The sequence below is a fragment of the Enterobacter sp. NFIX59 genome (assembly GCF_900113755.1).
GTDB classification, from domain to species: domain Bacteria; phylum Pseudomonadota; class Gammaproteobacteria; order Enterobacterales; family Enterobacteriaceae; genus Enterobacter; species Enterobacter pseudoroggenkampii.
In genome coordinates this window covers 1,311,738-1,333,578 of the sequence record NZ_FOQN01000001.1, presented here as the reverse complement: position 1 = coordinate 1,333,578, position 21,841 = coordinate 1,311,738, and the positions used below count along the sequence as shown (strand labels likewise).

Below are 21,841 nucleotides of genomic sequence, written 5' to 3'. Positions count from 1 at the left end.
GGGTCGTTAGCTCAGTTGGTAGAGCAGTTGACTTTTAATCAATTGGTCGCAGGTTCGAATCCTGCACGACCCACCAGTGTAGAAAGGCGCCCTAAAGGCGCCTTTTTGCTATCTGCGGTACAACAAATGCTCCGCCCATCTATTCCCGGTGACTTTTCACTCCAGATTCGCTATCTTGTTTAGTATACAAAACACAATTGCCACGCGTTTTGCTATGTCAGGCAAAAGAAAGGCAATATTGTTAAGCCAGTAAAACGAGAAGCCATAATGAGTGTGATGTTTGATCCTGAAGCCGCAATCTATCCGTTTCCGCCAAAGCCTGTCCCGCTGAGCCAGGATGAAAAGCAATTCTACCGCGAGAAGATCAAACGTCTTCTTAAAGAGCGCGATGCGGTAATGGTGGCCCATTACTACACCGACCCGGAAATTCAGCAGCTGGCTGAAGAGACCGGAGGCTGCATTTCTGACTCACTGGAGATGGCACGCTTCGGTGCACGACACCCCGCTTCCACGCTACTGGTTGCTGGCGTGCGTTTTATGGGCGAAACGGCAAAGATCCTGAGCCCTGAAAAAACCATTCTGATGCCCACGCTTAACGCAGAGTGTTCGCTGGATCTGGGCTGTCCGATTGACGAATTCACGGCCTTCTGTGACGCCCACCCCGATCGGACCGTGGTGGTTTACGCCAACACCTCTGCGGCGGTAAAAGCGCGGGCCGACTGGGTAGTCACGTCGAGCATCGCCGTTGAGCTGATTGAACATCTGGACAGCCTGGGAGAGAAAATTATCTGGGCGCCAGATCGTCATCTTGGAAATTATGTCCAGAAGCAGACGGGGGCTGACGTTCTCTGCTGGCAGGGCGCCTGCATCGTGCATGATGAATTCAAAACCCAGGCGCTGGCGCGCATGAAGGCACTTTATCCTGATGCCGCCATTCTTGTTCACCCTGAGTCACCGCAGTCTATTGTCGACATGGCGGATGCCGTGGGCTCAACCAGCCAGCTTATCAACGCGGCCAGGACGTTGCCTCACAAGCAGCTCATTGTCGCGACCGATCGCGGTATCTTCTATAAGATGCAGCAGGCCGTGCCGGAGAAAGAGCTCCTTGAAGCGCCAACGGCGGGTGAGGGCGCAACGTGTCGCAGCTGTGCCCATTGCCCGTGGATGGCGATGAACGGCCTGAAGGCCATTGCCGAAGGGCTCGAGACAGGCGGTGCAGCACATGAAATCCATGTGGATGCCTCTCTGCGTGAAGGGGCGTTGATTCCGCTTAACCGCATGCTGGATTTTGCGGCTACACTACGTACTTAATTCAACACGCCGCGGAGAAAAGATGGATTTTTTTAGCACACATAACATTCTGGTTCATATACCGATTGGTGCAGGTGGCTATGACCTGTCATGGATTGAGGCCGTTGGCACGCTGGCGGGATTACTCTGTATCTGGCTGGCAAGCCTGGAGAAGATCAGCAACTATGCGTTCGGGCTGATTAACGTCACGCTGTTTGCGATTATCTTCTTCCAGATCCAGCTTTACGCCAGCCTGCTTTTACAGCTGTTCTTCTTCGCCGCCAATATCTACGGCTGGTACGCGTGGTCGCGTCAGAACAGCCAGCAGGAGGCAGAGCTGCAGATCCGCTGGCTGCCCTTGCCGAAAGCCATCGCCTGGTTCGTCGCCTGCGTGGTGGCCATTGGCTTAATGACCGTCTACATCAACCCGGTGTTTGCGTTCCTGACCCGCGTCGCCGTTTCGGTCATGTCCGGTATCGGCCTGAACGTGACGATGCCAGAGCTGCAGCCGGATGCTTTCCCGTTCTGGGATTCCTGCATGATGGTGCTGTCGATTGCGGCGATGATCCTGATGACCCGTAAATACGTTGAGAACTGGTTGCTGTGGGTCATCATCAACGTGATCAGCGTGGCGATCTTCGCCCTGCAGGGCGTCTATGCGATGTCGCTGGAATATCTGCTGCTGACCTTCATTGCGCTGAACGGCAGCCGGATGTGGATTAACAGCGCGCGTGAGCGAGGCTCTCACGCGCTTTCCAGCTAGTGGTGATGATGATGTGAATGTCCGGACTGCGCCTCGTTAAGGTGGCAGTCCGGCCCGTTACAGGGCTGATACTCCATCTGGATGGTGGAGTGGCCAATTTCGTAGTGATGCTCAAGAAAATGCTGGATGCGTTCCAGCAGCGCATCATGGTCGTGAGGCGGGATCACCTGGACGTGCAGTGTCATGACCGGTTTTTCCCCCACCAGCCAGACGTGCACATGATGAACATTGCGGACTTCCGGGACTGAACGGCGCAAGTTGCGCTTCAGTTCGTCGATATCCATGGATGCCGGTGCCCCTTCGAGCAGTTCATTCACGCTCTCCTTCAACAGCCGCCAGGCACTGCGTAAGACCAGACACGACACCAGCACGGACAGAATCGGATCGACAGGCGTCCAGCCGGTATAGAGGATCACCAGCGCGGCGACAATCGCCCCGACGGAACCGAGTAAATCCCCCAGAACATGCAGCGCTGCCGCGCGCACGTTGAGGTTCTTTTCTCCGCTGCCGCGGTGCAGAATCCAGAAGGCCAGGATATTCGCCAGCAGCCCTGCCACGGCAATCACCATCATGGTCGCTCCGGCGATCGGCTGAGGATGCCGGAAGCGCTGTACGGCCTCCCAGACGATAAGCACGGTAATGACCACCAGCGCAATGGCGTTAACAAACGCGGCCAGGGTGGTCAGCCTCAGCCAGCCGAATGTGTGGCGGGCATTTGGTGGACGACGCGCGAACTGCACCGCCAGCAGGGCGAAGAGCAGCGCTGCGGCATCGGTCAGCATATGTCCGGCATCGGCCAGAAGCGCCAGAGAGCCGGAAACCAGGCCGCCAATGACCTCGATAACCATAAACGTTGCCGTGACGCCAAAGGCCAGCATCAGTCGTTTAGCGTTGTCGTTGCCAGGAGAGTGTGAGTGGGAATGGGAGTGCGCCATGTCTGCTTTCCTGATGTGTTATTGTTTTTAGTGTAGCGTTTTTAATAGCTTACTCCAAAAAGAAAGGAGAGCCTGGGCTCTCCTTTTTCTGACGGTTCATAACAAATTACTGGGTGGTGCCATCAGTTTTGGTATTGGCGTCGTTACCCACTTTGTCGTTAGGGTCCGGGCATTTGCCGTCCTTACACATCGAGTTCTTATGAACCTCATCCGAACTCATATTGTCATGATTCATGGTGCCGGAACCGCTGCCGTTGGGATGCAGCATCGTGCCGCCGGTGTTGGTGTTCCCGGTATCGATCTGGTTGTTGTCGACATTATTCGGGGCGATATTCTGTTTCGCATCCGGGGCGGGCTGGCCTGCTGCCGCAGCCGCATTTGCATCCCCGTTGCTGTCTGATGTGCCCGTTTCCGCGGCCAGGACGCTGCCGCTGGCCAGAGTGAGTGTGGCGGTCAGGAAGAGGGTTGCCAGTTTTGTCATTTTCATCATGGTGCTCCTGTTCTTGTCGTTACGCTGGATAACATTCTCCAACAGTGCATCTTTTTCAGAGGCGAAAGATTCCGCCTTACGGACTTACGTCAGTAGGGAATCGCGTTTAAGCGTGTAAAATTGGTTGTTACAGTTAAAAAGCTTAGGTTAGATCTCATTTTTCGCTATTTTGTGGCGATTTTTAGGCGAATTCCAGGAATTATCTGCGTGAAGTGTAAAACCGTGTTTACACTTCCTGGTCGACAAGATAGATTGAAAGGATTGCTTTCATTACTAAAGATATGGCAGAGCTGGAAAGAAAATGAATTATCAGAACGACGATTTACGCATTAAAGAGATCAATGAGTTATTACCTCCTGTAGCGCTCCTTGAGAAATTCCCCGCCACTGAAAATGCCGCAAACACGGTTTCTCATGCACGTAAAGCGATCCATAAGATCCTGAAAGGTAATGACGATCGTCTTCTGGTGGTGATTGGCCCGTGCTCCATTCACGATCCTGCAGCCGCGAAAGAATACGCTGCCCGTCTGCTCACCCTGCGTGAAGAGCTGAAGGACGAGCTGGAAATCGTCATGCGCGTCTACTTTGAAAAACCGCGCACCACCGTGGGCTGGAAAGGGCTGATTAACGACCCGCACATGGACAACAGCTTCCAGATCAACGACGGTCTGCGCATTGCGCGCAAGCTGCTGCTGGAGATCAACGACAGCGGCCTGCCTGCGGCCGGTGAATTCCTGGACATGATTACGCCACAATACCTGGCAGACCTGATGAGCTGGGGCGCAATTGGTGCCCGTACCACTGAATCTCAGGTGCACCGCGAGCTGGCGTCCGGTCTCTCTTGTCCGGTGGGCTTCAAAAACGGCACTGACGGCACCATCAAGGTCGCCATTGACGCTATCAATGCTGCAGGTGCACCGCACTGCTTCCTGTCGGTGACCAAATGGGGTCATTCCGCCATCGTTAACACCAGCGGTAACGGCGACTGCCATATCATTCTGCGCGGCGGCAAAGAGCCGAACTACAGCGCAAAACACGTGGCAGAAGTGAAGGTCGGGCTGGAAAAAGCCGGGCTGCCACCGCAGGTGATGATCGATTTCAGCCACGCCAACTCCAGCAAGCAGTTTAAAAAGCAGATGGAAGTGGGCGCAGACGTCTGTCAGCAGATTGCCGGCGGTGAGAAGGCGGTGATTGGGGTGATGATCGAAAGCCATCTGGTTGAAGGTAACCAGAATCTGGAAGGCAGCGAGCCGCTGGTGTATGGCAAAAGCGTGACCGATGCCTGCATCGGCTGGGACGATACCGATACCATCCTGCGTCAGCTGGCGAATGCGGTAAAAGCGCGTCGCGGCTGAATTATCAGGCACAAATAAAAAAGCGCGGAAGGCTCCGCGCTTTTTTTATGTCTGGCGAAAATTACTTCGCTTTACCCTGGTTCGCGACAGCCGCTGCTTTCGCCGCGATCTCTTCCGCGTTACCCAGATAGTAATGTTTGATTGGCTTGAAGTTTTCGTCGAACTCATACACCAGCGGTACGCCAGTTGGGATGTTCAGTTCGAGGATTTCGTCTTCACCCATGTTGTCCAGGTATTTCACCAGCGCGCGCAGGGAGTTACCGTGAGCCGCGATGATCACGCGCTCGCCGCTTTTCAGGCGTGGCAGAATGGTTTCGTTCCAGTAAGGCACAACGCGGTCGATGGTCAGCGCCAGGCTCTCGGTGGTTGGCAGCTCAGCGTCGGTCAGCTTAGCGTAACGCGGGTCGTGGCCCGGGTAACGCTCGTCATCTTTGGTCAGCTCTGGCGGGGTGATTGCGAAGCCGCGACGCCACTGTTTAACCTGCTCGTCGCCATATTTCTCAGCGGTTTCCGCTTTGTTCAGGCCCTGCAGCGCACCGTAGTGACGTTCGTTCAGTTTCCAGGACTTCTCAACCGGCAGCCAGGCCTGATCCAGTTCGTCCAGCACGTTCCACAGGGTGTGGATGGCACGTTTCAGCACAGAGGTGTAAGCAAAATCAAAGCTGAAGCCTTCTTCCTTCAGCAGTTTACCTGCTGCTTTTGCTTCGCTTACGCCTTTCTCAGACAGATCAACGTCGTACCAACCGGTAAAGCGGTTTTCGTTGTTCCACTGGCTTTCGCCGTGACGCACCAGGACCAGCTTAGTTATAGCCATCTCTTACTCCTCAAGCATTTTTAGAATGATAACAATTCTCATTATATTGCCGTGGCCGTGCCACCAGCAACGCTTAACCCTAACCATAGCGAAAATAGTCTCTGAGTGTAAGATGCTTGTGAATCCAGGGTTATGATTTTGTCTGCGATCGGCGCTATTTTCAGCAAGGCGCGCAGAAAAAAGCCCTCCGATGGGAGGGCTGGAAATCAATGCGGAATGAAATGATACTCTGTGACGCTAACGTACTCTTCACCCGGGCGCAGCACGCAGTCTGGCTGGGGCCATTCCGGATGGTTCGGGCTGTCCGGCAGGAACTCGCTCTCCAGTGCCAGGCCTTGCCAGTCGCTGTACTCTTCGTGTTCGCGCGCCGTCGTTCCGCCGAGATAGTTACCTGAGTAGAACTGCAGGGCAGGGGCAGTGGTATACACCGTCATCTGCAGCTTCTCATCCGCAGACCAGACCTGTGCGGCAGGTTGTTTCACATCACCTTTGGCCTGTAGCAGGAACGCGTGGTCGTAGCCTTTCACCTTGCGCTGATCGTCATCGCTCAGGAAATCCTGGGCGATCGTTTTCGCGCTGCGGAAGTCAAAGCTGGTGCCGCTCACGTCTTTGAGGCCCTGATGCGGAATGCCCATCTCGTCAACCGGCAGCCAGGCATCCGCCAGGATCTGCAGCCTGTGGTTACGCACGTCGCACTGGTTACCGTCCAGATTAAAGTACGCGTGATTGGTCAGGTTGACCGGACACGGCTTGTCGACCGTCGCACGGTATTCAATGGCGATACGGTTGTCGTCGGTCAGCGTAAAGCGCGCGGACGCGATAAGATTCCCCGGGAAGCCCTGATCGCCGTCAGGCGAATCCAGCGAGAACAGCACTTCCCCGTCGTTTTGACGAACAATCTTCCAGCGGCGTTTATCAAACCCGTCCGGTCCGCCGTGCAGCTGGTTCTCACCCTGGCTTGGAAGCAGGGCGTACTGCACGCCGTCGAGTTCAAAACGGCTCTTCGCGATGCGGTTAGCATAGCGCCCAACGGACGCGCCCAGATAGGCGGACTGATTGACGTACTGCTCAGGCGAGGCGCAGCCCAGCAGGGTTTCGCGTACGCTGCCGTCCGGCATCGGTACGCGGGCAGAAAGAAGGGTTGCCCCCCAGTCCATCACCGTAACGACCATCCCTGCGCGGTTGCGCAGGGTTAACAGGCGATACGGCAGACCATCCGGTGCAAGGGTAGGTGTTTCGTTTAGCACTGTCCGGCTCCTTGTGATGCTTTGCAAACATAGAAGGTTTCTTTGATACCTGTTTTTGCTTCGTACTGCTTCGCCACGGCATCCTGTAGGGCAGGAACCAGCTCTTCAGGCACCAGCGCAACGACGCAGCCGCCAAAACCGCCGCCCGTCATGCGCACGCCACCTTTATCGCCGATGGTGGCTTTGACGATGTCCACCAGGGTGTCGATCTGTGGAACGGTGATTTCAAAATCATCGCGCATGGAGGCGTGAGATTCCGCCATCAGCTCACCCATACGTTTCAGGTCGCCTTTCGCCAGCGCGGAGGCGGCTTCAACGGTACGGGCATTTTCCGTCAGCACGTGACGAACGCGCCTGGCAACGACCGGATCCAGCTCGTGCGCCACTTTGTTAAATTCATTGAGCGTTACGTCGCGCAGGGCGGGCTGCTGGAAGAAGCGGGCACCGGTTTCGCACTGTTGGCGGCGGGTGTTGTACTCGCTGCCCACCAGCGTGCGCTTAAAGTTGCTGTTGATGATTACCACAGCCGCGCCTTTTGGCAGGGGAACGGCTTTAGTGCCCAGCGAGCGGCAGTCGATCAGCAGCGCGTGTTCTTTTTTGCCTAGGGCGGAGATCAGCTGGTCCATAATGCCGCAGTTACAGCCCACGAACTGGTTTTCCGCTTCCTGACCATTCAGGGCGATTTGCGCGCCATCCAGCGGCAAATGATAAAGCTGCTGGAACACGGTACCCACGGCGACTTCCAGAGACGCAGAGGAGCTTAAGCCCGCGCCCTGCGGCACGTTGCCGCTGATAACTAAATCTGCGCCGCCAAAGTTTTTGTTGCGCTTCTGCAGATGCTTCACCACGCCGCGCACGTAGTTTGACCACTGCTGGCTGTCGTGCGTCACAATCGGGGCATCGAGAGAAAACGCGTCCGTCTCATTACCGTAATCCGCCGCAATCACGCGAACCTGGCGGTCGTCGCGCTTCGCACAGCTGATCACCGTCTGGTAATCGATGGCGCACGGCAGGACGAAACCGTCGTTATAGTCGGTGTGTTCACCAATCAGGTTGACGCGGCCAGGGGCCAGGATAACGTGGGTGGCAGGGTAGCCAAATTTTTCAGCAAACAGGGATTGTGTTTTATCTTTCAGACTCATTTTTTTAGACTCCTGATTCGCGATAGTGGACGTCGCTAACGGCACGCAGACGTTCTGCCGCCTGTTCCGCCGTCAGGTCACGCTGGGTTTCCGCCAGCATTTCATAGCCCACCATAAATTTACGCACCGTCGCAGAGCGCAGCAGCGGCGGATAGAAATGGGCGTGCAGCTGCCAGTGTAGATTCTCTTCGCCGTTAAACGGGGCGCCGTGCCAGCCCATGGAGTACGGGAAGGAGCACTGGAACAGGTTGTCGTAACGACTGGTCAGCTTTTTCAGCGCCAGAGCAAGGTCGTCACGCTGCGCGTCGCTGAGATCGGTGATGCGCTGTACGTGTGCTTTCGGCAGCAGCAGCGTTTCAAACGGCCAGGCAGCCCAGTAAGGCACGACGGCCAGCCAGTGTTCGGTTTCCACCACGGTGCGGCTGCCGTCGGCCAGCTCACGGCGGGTGTAATCGACCAGCATTGGGGAACCGTTTTCCGCGTAATACGCTTTTTGCAGACGGTCTTCACGCTCGGCTTCGTTAGGCAGGAAGCTGTTCGCCCAGACCTGGCCGTGCGGATGCGGGTTAGAGCAGCCCATTGCCGCACCTTTGTTTTCGAACACCTGCACCCACGGGTAAGTTTGACCCAGCTCGGCGGTTTGCGCCTGCCAGGTGCTTACCACCTCTTTCAGCGCTTCCACGCTCAGCTCCGGCAGCGTTTTGCTGTGATCGGGGGAGAAGCAGATCACGCGGCTGGTTCCGCGCGCGCTTTCGCAGCGCATCAGCGGGTCGTGGCTTTCCGGCGCGTCCGGGGTGTCGGTCATCAGGGCGGCAAAATCGTTGGTGAAGACGAAGGTGCCTTTGTAGTCCGGGTTTTTATCCCCGGTGACGCGCGTGTTGCCCGGACAGAGGAAGCAGTCTGGGTCGTGCTGTGGCAGCGTTTGTTTCGCAGGCGTTTCCTGCGCCCCCTGCCAGGGGCGCTTGGCGCGATGCGGAGAAACCAAAATCCATTGCCCGCTTAACGGGTTAAAACGACGATGCGGATGATCGACGGGATTAAATTGCTTCATGACGGATCCTTAGTCCGGATAGCCCTGCGGGTGGCGTGACTGCCAGTGCCAGGTATCCTGTGCCATTTCATCAAGCGTGCGCGTGACACGCCAGTTAAGCTCTTTGTCGGCTTTGGTGGCATCGGCCCAGTAAGCAGGCAGGTCGCCATCACGACGCGGTGCGAAGTGGTAGCTCACCGGCTTACCGCAGGCTTTGCTGAAGGCGTTAACCACGTCCAGCACGCTGCTGCCGACCCCGGCGCCGAGGTTGTAAATATGCACGCCCGGCTTGTTGGCCAGCTGCTGCATCGCCGCCACGTGGCCGTCGGCCAGATCCATGACGTGGATGTAGTCACGCACGCCGGTGCCGTCTTGGGTAGGGTAGTCATTGCCAAAAATCGCCAGCGAGTCGCGGCGACCCACGGCAACCTGCGCGATATACGGCATCAGGTTGTTCGGGATGCCCTGCGGATCTTCACCCATATCGCCGGACGGATGGGCGCCGACCGGGTTGAAGTAGCGCAGCAGCGCGATGCTCCACTCCGGCTGCGCTTTTTGCAGGTCGGTCAGGATCTGCTCCACCATCAGTTTGCTTTTGCCGTACGGACTTTGCGGTGTCCCGGTTGGGAAGCTTTCAACGTAAGGGATTTTGGGCTGATCGCCGTAGACGGTAGCCGAAGAGCTAAAGATGAAGTTTTTGACGTTGGCCGCACGCATGGCGGAGATGAGACGCAGAGTACCGTTGACGTTGTTGTCGTAATACTCGAGCGGTTTCGCAACGGATTCACCGACCGCTTTCAGACCTGCGAAGTGGATCACCGCTTCGATGGCGTGGTCGTGAAGGATCTCGGTCATCAGCGCTTCGTTGCGGATGTCGCCTTCTACAAAAGTCGGTTGTTTACCGCCAAGACGTTCAATCACAGGCAGCACGCTGCGCTTACTGTTGCACAGGTTGTCGAGGATGATGACGTCGTGACCGTTTTGCAGCAGTTGCACGCAGGTATGACTACCTATGTAACCGCTACCACCTGTTACCAGAACTCGCATATTTCGCTCCATTGGGCTTATGGTATGTAATAACCATAGCATAACAGAGACGCGAAAAGTGTGACATGGGATAAAATAGTGGAATCGTTTACACTGTTTTTAAAGTCCGATTATCAGCCGCTGCGGGGCATTGTAGATCAACGGGATAGCAATGTCTTAGTGCAGGTTATCTGAAAAACGGAGGGCGGTGCCCTCCGGGGGTTAATCGATTTTGCTTTGCAGATAACGATACTGCTCACCGTCCGGAACAAACTCCAGCCGATGGGTGATGCAGGAGGGGGCATCTTCGGCATGGTGTGAAACGAAAAGCAGCTGCGTTTCACCTTCGCTAATCAGCACGTCCACAAAGCGGCGGATAAGCTGTCGGTTCAGCGGATCGAGTCCCTGCAGCGGTTCGTCGAGGATCAGCAGCGTAGGGTGTTTTACCAGCGCGCGAACGATCAGGGCCAGACGCTGCTGCCCCCACGACAGACTATGAAACGGTGCGTCAGCGACCCGGTTGTCCATGCCCAGGATATCCAGCCACTGCTGGGCCAGCTTGTGCTGTTTGTCCGACACCGCCTGATAAATACCGATGGAATCAAAATAGCCGGAGAGGATCACGTTGCGTACCGTGGTACTGACCCGGTAATCCAGATGCAGGCTGCTGCTGACATAGCCGATATGTTTTTTAATATCCCAGATGGTTTCGCCGCTGCCGCGACGCCGACCGAACAGCGTCAGATCGTTGCTATAGCCCTGCGGGTGATCGCCGGTGATCAGGCTAAGCAGCGTTGATTTTCCCGCGCCGTTAGGGCCGACAATCTGCCAGTGCTCGCCTGGATTGACCGTCCAGCTTAGACGGTTAAGGATCGGGCGATCGTCATAAGAGACCATCCCATCCCGCAGCACGATGCGCGGCTGGTGGGGGTCAAGCGCATGGCGGGCCGAAGGGGCGTCGGGTTCCGGAAGGGTAATACCATCAAGCTGTTCGCTGTGCGCGAGCTGGGCAATCAGCGCCTGCTTAAGCAGCGCGGTTTTTTTGCCGGTCTCGGTCAGGTTACAGTCGGCCAGTACGCCCGCGTGCTGGATAAAGTCCGGAATTTCATCGAAGCGGTTAAGTACCAGCACCAGGGTATATCCCTGCTGATTAAGCGATGCCAGCAGGGACGCCAGCTGCGCACGGGACTGCACGTCAAGACCGTCGAACGGTTCGTCCAGAATAAGAAGGTCAGGCTCGCTCATCAGCGCCTGACAAAGCAGCGTTTTCCGCGTCTCGCCGGTCGAAAGGTATTTAAAGCGCCGGTTCAGCAGGGCGGTGATACCGAACCGTTCTGCCAGGCGCTGACAGCGGGCGGGGTCTTTCACCTCATCCTGAATAATTTCTGCCGTCGTACGGCCGGTATCGTCTTCGCCAGGGCTGAGTAAATCGGTGTTGTTGCGCTGCCACTCGTCGCTGACCAGCTTTTGCAGTTGTTCAAACGACAGGCGCGTCAGGCGCGTAAAGGTGCTCTGGTATTCGCCCTTGAGGAGGTTGAGCTCGCCCGCCAGCGCGCGGGCCAGCGCAGATTTACCGCTGCCGTTAGTGCCGACAAACGCCCAGCTTTCACCTGCGCGTATTGTCAAATCAGCAATCGTCAGCGTTCGGGTATCGCTAAGACGAAACGTGCCTTGCGAAATATGCAATGATGACATGATTTATCCCTGTTTTTGCAGCAATAGATATCAGGGATACGCACTGTCGGCGCGATTGTCAATGTGCTCAGCACAATGTGGCGATAATCACCCGATCTGCGTTGAACCAGGCGGTGACGACAGTACCTTCTTCTAAACCGTCCGCCTCGCTAAGCGGTATTGTCGCGCAAAGCCGTTGCCCGTCTGCCAGGGTCATCAGCACTTCGCACTGCGCCTGGCCGCGTTCGATATGGCTAATTGCGCCCTGCAGCTGGTTATCTGCTGCCTTTGCGGTGTCGGGATCGCGCGTGATATTGACCCACGGTGCTTTCAGCAGCACCAGCACCTCTTTCCCTTCGTCCAGCTCAAGGCGCTCTGCACTCTGCGCCGTTATGGCGGCTTTCAGACGGGTAGTGCCATCGGCAAGCAGGATTTCAATATGCTGCTGTACCTGCAGATTATCGCGCGCCGTCACCGTGCCAAACCACTGGTTGCGGGCGCTGGTTTGTAATGAGAAGCGGGAAATGGCGGCCAGCAAACTGTCCAGCGGAACGTCGTCGTCGTCGCTCAACACATCAAACGCTTTTTGCTGGATTCGGGCCAGCAGATCGTAAAGCTGAATAAGGCGCTGACCGTAACGTGTCACGATTGCACCGCCGCCGCCTTTGCCGCCCGTGGCTCTGTCTACCAGCGGCTGTTCGCTCAGGGTGTTCATCTCGTTGATGGCGTCCCAGGCGCTTTTATAGCTGATGCCCGCGTTTTTCGCCCCTTGGCTAATCGAGCCTGTTTGTTCTATTTGTTTAAGCAGGGCGATACGTCGCGGATCGGCGAAAAGCTTTTGCTGAAGTCGGAGTGTGAGAAGAATTTCGGCCTGCATAACAGTGTCCTGGCAAAAAGAGTATTGTGACCCAAATGGTGCAGGGCGCAAAGAGTACCGCACAAAAGGGGATGTTTTTCTCACTTGAAAGGGTAGAATAAGCTATTCACAATATCTGGAGAAAACCATGTTAGAGTTGTTGAAAAGTCTGGTATTCGCCGTGATCATGGTACCAGTAGTGATGGCCATCATCCTCGGTGCCATCTACGGCCTGGGTGAAGTGTTCAACGTCTTTTCGAACATTGGTCACAGAGACCAGGCTAAAAAGCAGCATTGATTCCCCACAAAACGCCCGGCTTGCCCGGGCGTTTTGCTCTCAAGATTTTCCCGTTTTCGCCGATAATATTTAACGTATCACACCTGTTTACCTCTTCAGCGGTACGATTTAACGCTGGGATCTCCCTGACGTTACCGTTATATTAATATGTATATAACGCTACTCACAGGAGTTAAAAATGGCACGTACCTGGGTACGCCTTTTCGCAGGGGCAACGCTGACGCTTTCACTTACCGGCCACGCGCTGGCGGACGACGGTAAAATCACGGTCTTTGCGGCGGCGTCGCTGACCAACGCGCTGCAGGATATCGCGGCGGCGTATAAAAAAGAGAAAAACGTCGAGGTGGTCTCCTCTTTTGCCTCTTCCTCGACGCTGGCGCGCCAGATAGAAGCGGGCGCACCGGCGGATCTGTTCATCTCTGCCGATCAAAAGTGGATGGATTACGCGGTGGAGAAGAAAGCGATTGATGCGGCAACCCGCGAAACGCTGCTGGGGAATAGCCTGGTTGTCGTGGCGCCAAAAGCCAGCGCCCAGGCGGACATTACCATCAACAAAGAGACCAACTGGACGAGCCTGCTGAACGGTGGCCGTCTGGCGGTGGGCGATCCGGAGCACGTTCCGGCCGGTATTTATGCCAAAGAAGCGCTGCAAAAGCTGGGCGCATGGGAGACATTGTCGCCGAAGCTGGCTCCGGCGGAAGATGTCCGCGGCGCGCTGGCACTGGTGGAACGCAACGAAGCCCCGCTGGGCATTGTGTATGGCTCTGATGCGGTTGCCAGTAAAGGTGTAAAAGTGGTCGCAACGTTCCCGGAAGACTCCCACAAGAAAGTGGAATATCCTGTTGCGATTGTTGATGGACATAAAAATGCGACTGTGACGGCCTTCCGCGATTACCTGAAGGGGCCGGAAGCGTCCGCAATCTTTAAACGTTACGGATTTACGACTCACTGATGATATTGACCGATCCTGAATGGCAGGCTGTTCTGCTGAGCCTTAAAGTCTCTTCCCTGGCGGTTGCGCTGAGTTTGCCCTTTGGGATCTTCTTTGCCTGGTTACTGGTTCGCTGTCAGTTTCCCGGCAAAGCGCTGCTCGACAGCGTGCTTCATCTTCCGCTCGTGTTGCCGCCCGTGGTGGTCGGTTACCTGCTGCTGATTTCGATGGGGCGGCGCGGTTTTATCGGCGAGAAGCTCTACGACTGGTTTGGGCTGACGTTTGCGTTTAGCTGGCGCGGTGCGGTACTGGCGGCGGCGGTGATGTCATTCCCGCTGATGGTGAGGGCGATCCGCCTCGCGCTGGAAGGCGTGGACATGAAGCTCGAACAGGCGGCCCGCACGCTGGGGGCAGGCCGCTGGCGCGTCTTTTTCACCATCACGCTACCCCTGACGTTACCCGGCATTATTGTTGGCACGGTGCTGGCCTTCGCCCGTTCGCTGGGCGAGTTTGGCGCGACCATCACGTTTGTGTCGAACATCCCCGGCGAGACGCGAACCATCCCGTCTGCGATGTATACCCTGATTCAAACGCCGGGCGGTGAAGGCGCGGCGGCGCGGCTGTGTATTATTTCAATCGTGCTGGCGCTGGCATCGCTAATGGTGTCTGAATGGCTGGCGCGGCTCAGCCGCGAGCGAATGGGGAAATAAGCATGCTGGAACTCCATTTCACCCAGACGCTGGGAAACCATACCCTGACGCTTAACGAGACGCTGCCGGCAAGCGGCATCACCGCCATCTTTGGCGTGTCGGGGGCGGGAAAAACGTCGCTGATTAATGCCATCAGCGGTCTGACCCGCCCGCAGTCAGGCCGTATTGTCCTGAATGACCGCGTCCTGAATGACGTGGAGAATAAGGTTTACCTCTCGCCGGATAAGCGCCGCATCGGCTATGTTTTCCAGGACGCGCGCTTATTCCCGCACTACAGCGTGCGCGGCAATCTGCGTTACGGCATGGCGAAAAGCATGGCTTCGCAGTTTGAGAAGCTGGTAACGCTTCTAGGCATTGAACCTCTGCTCGACAGGCTGCCTTCCTCGCTTTCCGGCGGAGAAAAGCAGCGCGTGGCCATTGGCCGCGCGTTGCTGACCGCGCCCGAACTGCTGCTGCTCGACGAACCGCTGGCCTCGCTGGATATTCCGCGTAAACGCGAACTTCTGCCTTATCTACAGCGGCTGACGCGCGAGATTAATATTCCGATGCTCTACGTCAGCCATTCGCTGGATGAGATCCTCCACCTGGCCGATAAGGTGCTGGTGCTGGAAGAGGGTCGCGTCAAGGCCTTCGGCAACCTGGAAGAGGTGTGGGGCAGCAGCGTAATGCACCCGTGGTTACCCCGGGAACAGCAGAGCAGCATCCTGAAAGTGAGCGTGTTGGAACACCACCCGCACTATGCGATGACCGCCCTGGCGCTGGGTGACCAGCATCTTTGGGTCAATAAGATTGATAAACCGTTACAGTCCGTACTGCGAATTCGCATTCAGGCGTCGGACGTCTCGCTGGTGCTGCAACCGCCGCTGCAAACCAGTATTCGAAATATTCTGCGCGCCAAAGTCGCGGAGTGTTTTGATGATAACGGGCAGGTGGAAGTGAAGCTTGAAGTGGGAAGCAGAACGCTCTGGGCGCGCATCAGCCCGTGGGCCAGGGATGAGTTAGGGATCAAACCCGGCCTGTGGCTTTACGCGCAAATCAAGAGTGTCTCGATCACCGCCTGATTACAGCAGGTGGGTATAAATGTACTGCGCGATGCTGTCGGTGGTGTTGTCGCCGATCACCACGTTAGCACGCGCTTTGACCGCGTCGTCGGCATTGCCCATCGCCACGCCGGTACCGGCGGCTTCCAGCATGCTGATGTCGTTGTAGTTGTCACCGAAGGCGATCACGTCCTGCATTGACCCGCCCTGCGATTCCACGTACTGCGTCAGCCGTTTGCCTTTGCTGTTGCCTTTGCGGGCAATATCCACCTGATCGTGCCAGGACCATTCGCACTCCAGACCCAGCGTCTGTTCCACGTGTTTTGCGAAGGCATTCAGTTTGGTGGTGTCTTCATCCGTCAGGGCGAATTTCCAGATAGCCTCAACGTCCTGGGCCGCCTGACGCAGGGAGGAAACCTGGGTAAAGACCGGACGCTGCGCTTCAGGCAGGGACAACGCCCAGTTGCTGGTGCGCACCACATGGCCGGTAGGGCGCTCATACACCATCGCATTATCTACGTACATCAGACCGTGAACGGCATGCTCATCCAGCAGATCAATCAGTTGCAGCGCCTGGGGAACCGGCAGCGGGTCGGATGCTAAAACCTTTTTTGCCTGATAATCATACAAATAGGTGCCATTACAACAAATTGCAGGTGTATCTAACGCCAGTGCCTGATAAAAAGGGTGAATGGCAACGTGATGTCGACCCGTTACGATAAGGAGTTGATATCCCGCTTCCTGTGCGCGTTTAAGCGCTTCCAGAGAAGAGGGAAGAAGGGTTTTTTGCGGCGTCAGTAAGGTACCGTCTAAATCCAGAGCAATCACACGCGAGGTCATCTGTTTTCCCGGGTTAATATTGAATTTACGTTTTGATGGGATGGTACACCGAGAGGCGAATGCTTCAAAACTCCTGTCGACAATTCAGCATTCACCGTCAAAAGTTAACTACTTTCATGCGCAGTGAGGAGTGAATATTCATGAAACAAACCGTTTATACCGCCAGTCCTGAAAGCCAGCAGATCCACGTCTGGCGTTTAAATACCGAAGGGACACTCACGCTGGTTCAGGTTGTTGATGTGCCAGGCCAGGTGCAACCGATGGTCATCAGCCCGGATAAACGTTTCTTGTACGTGGGTGTGCGCCCGGAGTTCCGCGTGCTGGCCTATCGCATTTCTCCGGACGATGGCGCGCTGACGTACACTGCCGAAGCACCACTGCCGGGCAGCCCAACCCATATCTCTACCGATCGTAAAGGCAACTTTGTCTTCAGCGGCTCTTATAACGCGGGCTGCGTCAGCGTAACGCGTCTGGAAAATGGCATTCCGGTCGAAACCGTGGATGTGGTGGAAGGGCTTGAAGGCTGCCACTCGGCGAATATCACGCCGGATAACCGCACGCTGTGGGTGCCTGCGCTGAAGCAGGATCGTATCTGCCTGTTCACCCTGAGCGACGATGGTCACCTGGTGGCGCAGAATCCTGCCGAAGTGACTACCGTTGAAGGCGCGGGTCCGCGCCATATGGTCTTCCATCCGAACCAGCAATACGCCTACGTGGTTAATGAACTGAACAGCTCAGTGGACGTCTGGGAGCTGAAAGATCCTAACGGCCAGATTGAGTGCGTGCAGACGCTGGACATGATGCCGCCTGACTTCTCCGACACCCGCTGGGCGGCGGATATCCACATTACGCCAGATGGCCGTCATCTGTACGCCTGTGACCGTACCTCCAGCCTGATTACCGTGTTTAGCGTTTCTGAAGACGGCAGCGTGCTGGCGGTTGAAGGCTTCCAGCCAACGGAAACCCAGCCGCGCGGCTTTAATATCGATCACAGCGGTAAATACCTGATTGCAGCGGGGCAGAAATCCCACCATATCGCGCTGTATGAAATCAAAGGCGAGCAGGGGCTGCTGGAAGAGAAAGGGCGTTACGCGGTCGGCCAGGGGCCGATGTGGGTGGTGGTTAACGCTCACTAAGCGGCTTAAAACAAAAAAACCTCGCGAATGCGAGGTTTTTTATGCCCGGTGGTTGCCGGGTGAGCACATCAAAACGTAACCAACATGGTCATCATAATGTCGACTCAAGGCGAAGTAAACTCATCGTCAACGAAGGACAAAGAACACAGAATGATTATCGGTTGTTATATTTAAAATAATCAGTTGCTTAGAGGCATTTTCTTTATAAATTCCTAAACTGACCTTATCTGTTTTTATGTACAGTAGTGATTTGATATCATTCTGTCCGTTGGCTTGATGTGTTGCAGTTCCGCAATTCAGGATCCGTATTCAGTCCTGGCTGTCGGGTGGTGCCGACAGTGCCTAAACTGCGGAGCACATCAAAACATAACCAACACACCTCTGGTGACAGGCAGAGGAAAGGTAAATCAGAGGAGAAGTGCTCTATACCAAAGGAGTGGCGTATGAGCGGTGTGGAATGGGCAATTCTGTTCCTGCAACTCATGGTTGCGATTATGCAACTATTGGATGCGTATCTTAAGTTTGGAGCCTGACGCATTCAGTCGCAGTAAAAAGGGGGATTAAACTCCCCCTTTTACTCTCATCTTATTACTGCTTCGGCTCAGCAACCACTTTGCTACCCAGACCGCGGTTGTTGTATTCCCACATGCGGTTGAAGTTAGCGTCGTTCAGGTTGCGCTGCACGTTCCCTTTATCATCCATCGCACCGGTATTGCCGGAGAACGGACGTTTGGAGATTGCTGCATCAGCCCACGGCTTCGCCATGTTGAAGCCTTCGTTGATCACGCTGTCGCGGATCACGACCTGGCCGTTAGTGGCAGAGTCCACGTCCAGGGAACGTCCCAGCTGCGCCACGCCGTCACCGGCAGCATTAAAGCGGCTGTTCACGGCCAGGAAGCCGTAGAAGAGGTTAGACTGGGTTGCCGGAGCAAACACGTAACCTTCCTGCTGAGTACGTGAGTTCACCACGCGGAAATCGGTGTTATCAAACACCACCGCGCCGCGACCGGACACCAGATCCACGTCACCTTCAACGTAGCTGTTGGTCACCAGGGTACGGGTCAGGCGGTTATTCTGCAGGGCGTTCTGCACGCCGCTGTTGGTCACGAAGAAGGTGTTCTGACGGCCCAGAATGTTGACGTTGTTAATCTGCACCTGGTCACCATCGCTACGCAGCGCAACGGCCTGGTGGTTACCGGCATCAACGCTGTCGCCCAGGGTATTCTGGATGGTCAGGTTCTGCAGCTGCAGACCGTTATTCTGAGACCAGAACACCGCTGAACACATCACGCCAATGGTGGCGGAACGCTTGCTCTGGCAGTTATCAAACATGTACCACGCCGGTTTACCCGGCATATATTTACCGGCCGGGTTCACCAGGTGACGCCAGGTGTTGCTGTCGATTTCGGAATCAATCGCCAGGCCAATTTTTACGTCGATAGCTTTTTCGCCCAGACCGTAAAGCGTAATGCTGCCTGGTGCGGCCGGAACATACACGGTGCCTTCATATTCACCTGGCAGGATCGCGATGTACTGGCGAGACGCGCTGTGTTTAGTGATGGCAGCATCAACCGCAGCCTGAATAGAGGTATGCGTTACGCCCTGCGCACCCGCCGGGCCTACCACGAAGTCAGGCTGTTTAGGCAGGTTAATAGACGACGGTGTCCACGGTGCAGCGTTAGGATCCATCGCTGAGAAGTAGTGCGCACGGTCGAAGTTCTTCGCTTCATCAGCGGACAAAATCGGGCGGGAGGCGGTACCGGGCGCAACCTGCTCAGAAGGTCGCTGATCCGGTGGGGTTGAACTGCATGCGGATAAGGTCACGCCAAAGGCGAGTGCTAACGCCAGACGGGAAATCCTGGAAATGTTCAAGGTGAAGCTCCTGGGTATGCAAGTCTTTACGGGATAGACGAAATAGCCTGCTTTTTTATACTAAGTTGAGCGAAACGGGAAGATAAAAAGGGTAAAAGTTGCATTTTTAGCCCCGGAGCGGCAGGTAAGTGATCACAAATAAATAACATTTTCCGCAAAGTCGGTTGACAGCAGGCAACAGATGAAAATAAATGTCTATACAACCCATGACAAGTGGAATGCCCATGCAGCAGATTCATCCCGACGATGTAATATGGCGAAATGCGCGACTGGCTACGATGGTGCCGGACGTCTCTGCGCCCTATGGACTGAAAGAGCAACATGCCCTGGTCGTGCGCGGCCACACCCTTCTGGCCGTGATCCCTGAATCTGACATTCCTGCCGGACACCCTCACTGTGTCGATCTCCAGGGGCGTCTGGTCACGCCTGGCCTGATTGACTGCCATACCCACCTGGTGTTTGGCGGCGATCGCGCGGCGGAGTGGGAGCAGCGTCTGAACGGCGTCTCTTATCAAACCATCAGCGCCCAGGGGGGCGGGATTAACGCGACCGTGACGGCGACGCGCAGCAGCTCACCCGAAACCCTGCTTAAGCTGGCGCAGCAGCGGCTTCAGCGACTGATGAATGAAGGCGTCACTACGGTTGAAATCAAGTCGGGATACGGTCTAAACCCCGAGGCCGAAGAGAAGATGCTGCAGGTTGCCCGTCAGCTGAGCCTCAATAATCCGATCGATATCAGCCCAACGCTGCTGGCGGCCCATGCGGTTCCGCCGGAATACCGACAGGATCCAGATGCGTATCTCACGCTGGTCTGTGAGCAGATATTGCCCGCGCTGTGGCAAAAAGAGTTATATGAAGCAGTAGACGTGTTCTGCGAAAACGTCGGCTTTACCCCGTCGCAAACCGAGCGCCTCTTTCAGGCGGCCACCGCGCTCGGCATCCCGGTGAAAGGACATGTCGAACAGCTGTCGAATCAGGGCGGTGCGGCGCTGGTCAGCCGGTATAAGGGACTCTCCGCCGATCATATCGAATATCTTGACGACGCAGGCGTTCAGGCGATGGCGGAAAGCGGCACGGTTGCGGTCCTGTTGCCGGGGGCGTTCTATTTTCTGCAGGAGCGCCAGCGTCCGCCGGTTGAACAGCTCAGAAAACAGGGTGTCCCGATGGCGGTCGCCACCGACTACAACCCCGGCACCAGCCCGTTTGCCAGCCTGCACCTGGCGATGAACATGGCCTGCGTCCAGTTTGGCCTGACCCCTGAAGAAGCCTGGGCTGGCGTCACGCGGCATGCCGCGCAGGCGCTGGGCCGTGGCGCAACTCACGGACAGCTGCGGGCCGGGTTTGTCGCTGATTTTATCGTCTGGGATGCTCACCATCCGGTTGAGATGGTCTACGAGCCGGGACGCAATCCGCTGTATCAACGTATTTTCCGTGGGGAGGCAGTATGAGGTTATGGCGGCCCGTAGCCGAAACGGTCTGGCAGGGGCGCGACGACAGCGCCGAGGCCAGCAACGCAACGCGCATTTTCCAGACGATACGGCAACAGGGAGCGTTCACGCCGCTATCATCCGGCATTGCGCTGATAGGCTTTGAATGTGATGCAGGCGTAAAACGCAATCAGGGCAGGCCCGGCGCCGTGCAGGCTCCGGATATGCTGCGAAAAGCGCTGGCGAATATGGCAAGCCATCAGGGGCACGAACGGCTGGCGGATATGGGCTCGGTTTACGTTGAAGGCGACGAGCTGGAAGCGGCACAGCAGGCTTTAAGCGATGCCGTCACGGCCTGTCAGCAGTCCGGGATGCGTACGCTGGTCTTTGGCGGTGGGCACGAAACCGCCTGGGCGCACGGTCGGGGCGTTCTTGACGCGTTCCCTAACGAGCGCGTGGCGGTGATCAATCTTGATGCGCATCTTGACCTGCGCAAGGCCGACCATGCCACGTCCGGCACCCCGTTTCGCCAGCTGGCGCACTATTGCGATGAGCGCGGGCGGGCATTTCAGTACGCCTGCTTTGGCGTGAGCCGGGCGGCCAACACGCAGGCTCTGTGGGAGGAGGCCGAACGCCTGAACGTCACGCTGGTGGAAGATCTCCATTTCAGGCGCGATGCGCTATCTGCGCTGGAAAAAGTGCTGGCGCAGGCTGACCGTATCTATCTGACGATCGATCTGGACGTCCTGCCCGCCAGTGAAATGCCTGCCGTTTCCGCTCCGGCTGCGTTAGGCATACCGGCGCTGGATCTTCTGCCGGTTATCGAACAAATCTGCCGTAGCGGTAAGCTACAGGCCGCCGATCTGGTAGAGTTTAACCCGCAGTACGATCGGGACGGACAGGGCGCAAAGCTTGCCGCCCGTCTGGCCTGGCAAATTGCTCACTGGTGGGCATAATACTATTCAA

22 protein-coding genes and 1 tRNA gene are annotated in these 21,841 nt (G+C 56.3%); 12 read left to right on the top strand and 11 right to left on the bottom strand.

What is annotated here, in order from left to right; genetic code table 11:
• The 3 genes from BM007_RS06510 to pnuC all read left to right on the top strand — a co-directional run bounded on the left by BM007_RS06510 (nt 1) and on the right by pnuC (nt 2,053).
• Nucleotides 1-76, top strand: a tRNA-Lys gene (locus BM007_RS06510).
• 191 nt (nt 77-267) lie between these two features.
• Nucleotides 268-1,311 (top strand): quinolinate synthase NadA, encoded by a 1,044-nt coding sequence (nadA, locus tag BM007_RS06505; protein ID WP_090417765.1) that lies wholly within the window; start codon nt 268-270, stop codon nt 1,309-1,311.
• A 22-nt stretch (nt 1,312-1,333) separates the two neighbouring features.
• Nucleotides 1,334-2,053: a nicotinamide riboside transporter PnuC gene (pnuC, locus tag BM007_RS06500; RefSeq protein WP_024908791.1), complete on the top strand. Its 720-nt coding sequence runs from the start codon at nt 1,334-1,336 to the stop codon at nt 2,051-2,053.
• On the opposite strand, the gene zitB is transcribed toward pnuC, so the two are convergent.
• Both zitB and BM007_RS06490 read right to left on the bottom strand, forming a co-directional pair.
• Complete coding sequence (zitB, locus tag BM007_RS06495) at nt 2,050-2,988, bottom strand: CDF family zinc transporter ZitB (protein WP_024908790.1); 939 nt, start codon at nt 2,986-2,988, stop codon at nt 2,050-2,052. The two genes, pnuC and zitB, sit on opposite strands and share 4 nt — an antisense overlap.
• Nucleotides 2,989-3,094: 106 nt before the next feature.
• Nucleotides 3,095-3,475, bottom strand: a complete 381-nt coding sequence (locus tag BM007_RS06490; RefSeq protein WP_090417763.1) for a protein YbgS — start codon at nt 3,473-3,475, stop codon at nt 3,095-3,097.
• 304 nt (nt 3,476-3,779) lie between these two features.
• On the opposite strand from BM007_RS06490, the gene aroG reads away from it, so the two are divergent.
• Nucleotides 3,780-4,832 (top strand): 3-deoxy-7-phosphoheptulonate synthase AroG, encoded by a 1,053-nt coding sequence (gene aroG / locus BM007_RS06485; protein WP_024908788.1) that lies wholly within the window; start codon nt 3,780-3,782, stop codon nt 4,830-4,832.
• A gap of 61 nt (nt 4,833-4,893) precedes the next feature.
• On the opposite strand, the gene gpmA is transcribed toward aroG, so the two are convergent.
• The 7 genes from gpmA to modE form a co-directional block, all read right to left on the bottom strand.
• A complete protein-coding gene (gpmA, locus tag BM007_RS06480; RefSeq protein ID WP_023310804.1) occupies nt 4,894-5,646 on the bottom strand; it encodes a 2,3-diphosphoglycerate-dependent phosphoglycerate mutase in 753 nt (250 codons plus the stop codon).
• A 206-nt stretch (nt 5,647-5,852) separates the two neighbouring features.
• Nucleotides 5,853-6,893 carry a galactose-1-epimerase gene (gene galM / locus BM007_RS06475; RefSeq protein ID WP_024908787.1) on the bottom strand — a complete coding sequence of 347 codons (1,041 nt, stop codon included), beginning with the start codon at nt 6,891-6,893 and terminating at the stop codon, nt 5,853-5,855.
• On the bottom strand, nt 6,887-8,035 hold the full coding sequence (galK, locus tag BM007_RS06470) for a galactokinase (protein WP_090417761.1): 1,149 nt from the start codon (nt 8,033-8,035) through the stop codon (nt 6,887-6,889). Before galK ends, galM begins: the two co-directional genes overlap by 7 nt.
• A gap of 4 nt (nt 8,036-8,039) precedes the next feature.
• Entirely contained in the window at nt 8,040-9,086 is a 1,047-nt protein-coding gene (galT, locus tag BM007_RS06465) for a galactose-1-phosphate uridylyltransferase (RefSeq protein WP_090417759.1), read from the bottom strand.
• A 9-nt stretch (nt 9,087-9,095) separates the two neighbouring features.
• Nucleotides 9,096-10,112, bottom strand: coding sequence for a UDP-glucose 4-epimerase GalE (galE, locus tag BM007_RS06460; RefSeq protein WP_048992115.1), 1,017 nt, complete (start codon nt 10,110-10,112; stop codon nt 9,096-9,098).
• Between the two features lie 201 nt (nt 10,113-10,313).
• Nucleotides 10,314-11,786, bottom strand: coding sequence for a molybdate ABC transporter ATP-binding protein ModF (gene modF / locus BM007_RS06455; protein WP_090417756.1), 1,473 nt, complete (start codon nt 11,784-11,786; stop codon nt 10,314-10,316).
• 67 nt (nt 11,787-11,853) lie between these two features.
• A complete protein-coding gene (gene modE / locus BM007_RS06450) occupies nt 11,854-12,642 on the bottom strand; it encodes a molybdenum-dependent transcriptional regulator (RefSeq protein WP_032649488.1) in 789 nt (262 codons plus the stop codon).
• A 127-nt stretch (nt 12,643-12,769) separates the two neighbouring features.
• On the opposite strand from modE, the gene BM007_RS06445 reads away from it, so the two are divergent.
• The 4 genes from BM007_RS06445 to modC all read left to right on the top strand — a co-directional run bounded on the left by BM007_RS06445 (nt 12,770) and on the right by modC (nt 15,621).
• Complete coding sequence (locus BM007_RS06445; protein WP_008501118.1) at nt 12,770-12,919, top strand: AcrZ family multidrug efflux pump-associated protein; 150 nt, start codon at nt 12,770-12,772, stop codon at nt 12,917-12,919.
• A 178-nt stretch (nt 12,920-13,097) separates the two neighbouring features.
• Nucleotides 13,098-13,871 carry a molybdate ABC transporter substrate-binding protein gene (gene modA, locus BM007_RS06440; protein ID WP_061715734.1) on the top strand — a complete coding sequence of 258 codons (774 nt, stop codon included), beginning with the start codon at nt 13,098-13,100 and terminating at the stop codon, nt 13,869-13,871.
• The gene (gene modB / locus BM007_RS06435; protein ID WP_061715733.1) at nt 13,871-14,560 is read left to right on the top strand and encodes a molybdate ABC transporter permease subunit; all 690 of its coding nucleotides are present in this window, start codon (nt 13,871-13,873) and stop codon (nt 14,558-14,560) included. The genes modA and modB overlap by 1 nt, the downstream gene beginning before the upstream one ends.
• 2 nt (nt 14,561-14,562) lie before the next feature.
• Nucleotides 14,563-15,621 carry a molybdenum ABC transporter ATP-binding protein ModC gene (gene modC / locus BM007_RS06430; RefSeq protein ID WP_048992108.1) on the top strand — a complete coding sequence of 353 codons (1,059 nt, stop codon included), beginning with the start codon at nt 14,563-14,565 and terminating at the stop codon, nt 15,619-15,621.
• On the opposite strand, the gene BM007_RS06425 is transcribed toward modC, so the two are convergent.
• Nucleotides 15,622-16,440, bottom strand: a complete 819-nt coding sequence (locus BM007_RS06425) for a pyridoxal phosphatase (RefSeq protein WP_048992107.1) — start codon at nt 16,438-16,440, stop codon at nt 15,622-15,624.
• 140 nt (nt 16,441-16,580) lie between these two features.
• On the opposite strand from BM007_RS06425, the gene pgl reads away from it, so the two are divergent.
• Nucleotides 16,581-17,576 carry a 6-phosphogluconolactonase gene (gene pgl, locus BM007_RS06420; RefSeq protein WP_048992106.1) on the top strand — a complete coding sequence of 332 codons (996 nt, stop codon included), beginning with the start codon at nt 16,581-16,583 and terminating at the stop codon, nt 17,574-17,576.
• A 443-nt stretch (nt 17,577-18,019) separates the two neighbouring features.
• Entirely contained in the window at nt 18,020-18,109 is a 90-nt protein-coding gene (tisB, locus tag BM007_RS23515) for a type I toxin-antitoxin system toxin TisB (RefSeq protein WP_023332440.1), read from the top strand.
• 55 nt (nt 18,110-18,164) lie between these two features.
• On the opposite strand, the gene BM007_RS06410 is transcribed toward tisB, so the two are convergent.
• Nucleotides 18,165-19,448: a putative acyl-CoA thioester hydrolase gene (locus tag BM007_RS06410; protein WP_024908776.1), complete on the bottom strand. Its 1,284-nt coding sequence runs from the start codon at nt 19,446-19,448 to the stop codon at nt 18,165-18,167.
• 224 nt (nt 19,449-19,672) lie between these two features.
• On the opposite strand from BM007_RS06410, the gene hutI reads away from it, so the two are divergent.
• Both hutI and hutG read left to right on the top strand, forming a co-directional pair.
• Nucleotides 19,673-20,896, top strand: a complete 1,224-nt coding sequence (gene hutI / locus BM007_RS06405; RefSeq protein ID WP_090417754.1) for an imidazolonepropionase — start codon at nt 19,673-19,675, stop codon at nt 20,894-20,896.
• Nucleotides 20,893-21,831, top strand: coding sequence for a formimidoylglutamase (gene hutG, locus BM007_RS06400; RefSeq protein WP_090417752.1), 939 nt, complete (start codon nt 20,893-20,895; stop codon nt 21,829-21,831). Before hutI ends, hutG begins: the two co-directional genes overlap by 4 nt.
• Nucleotides 21,832-21,841: the final 10 nt, after the last annotated feature.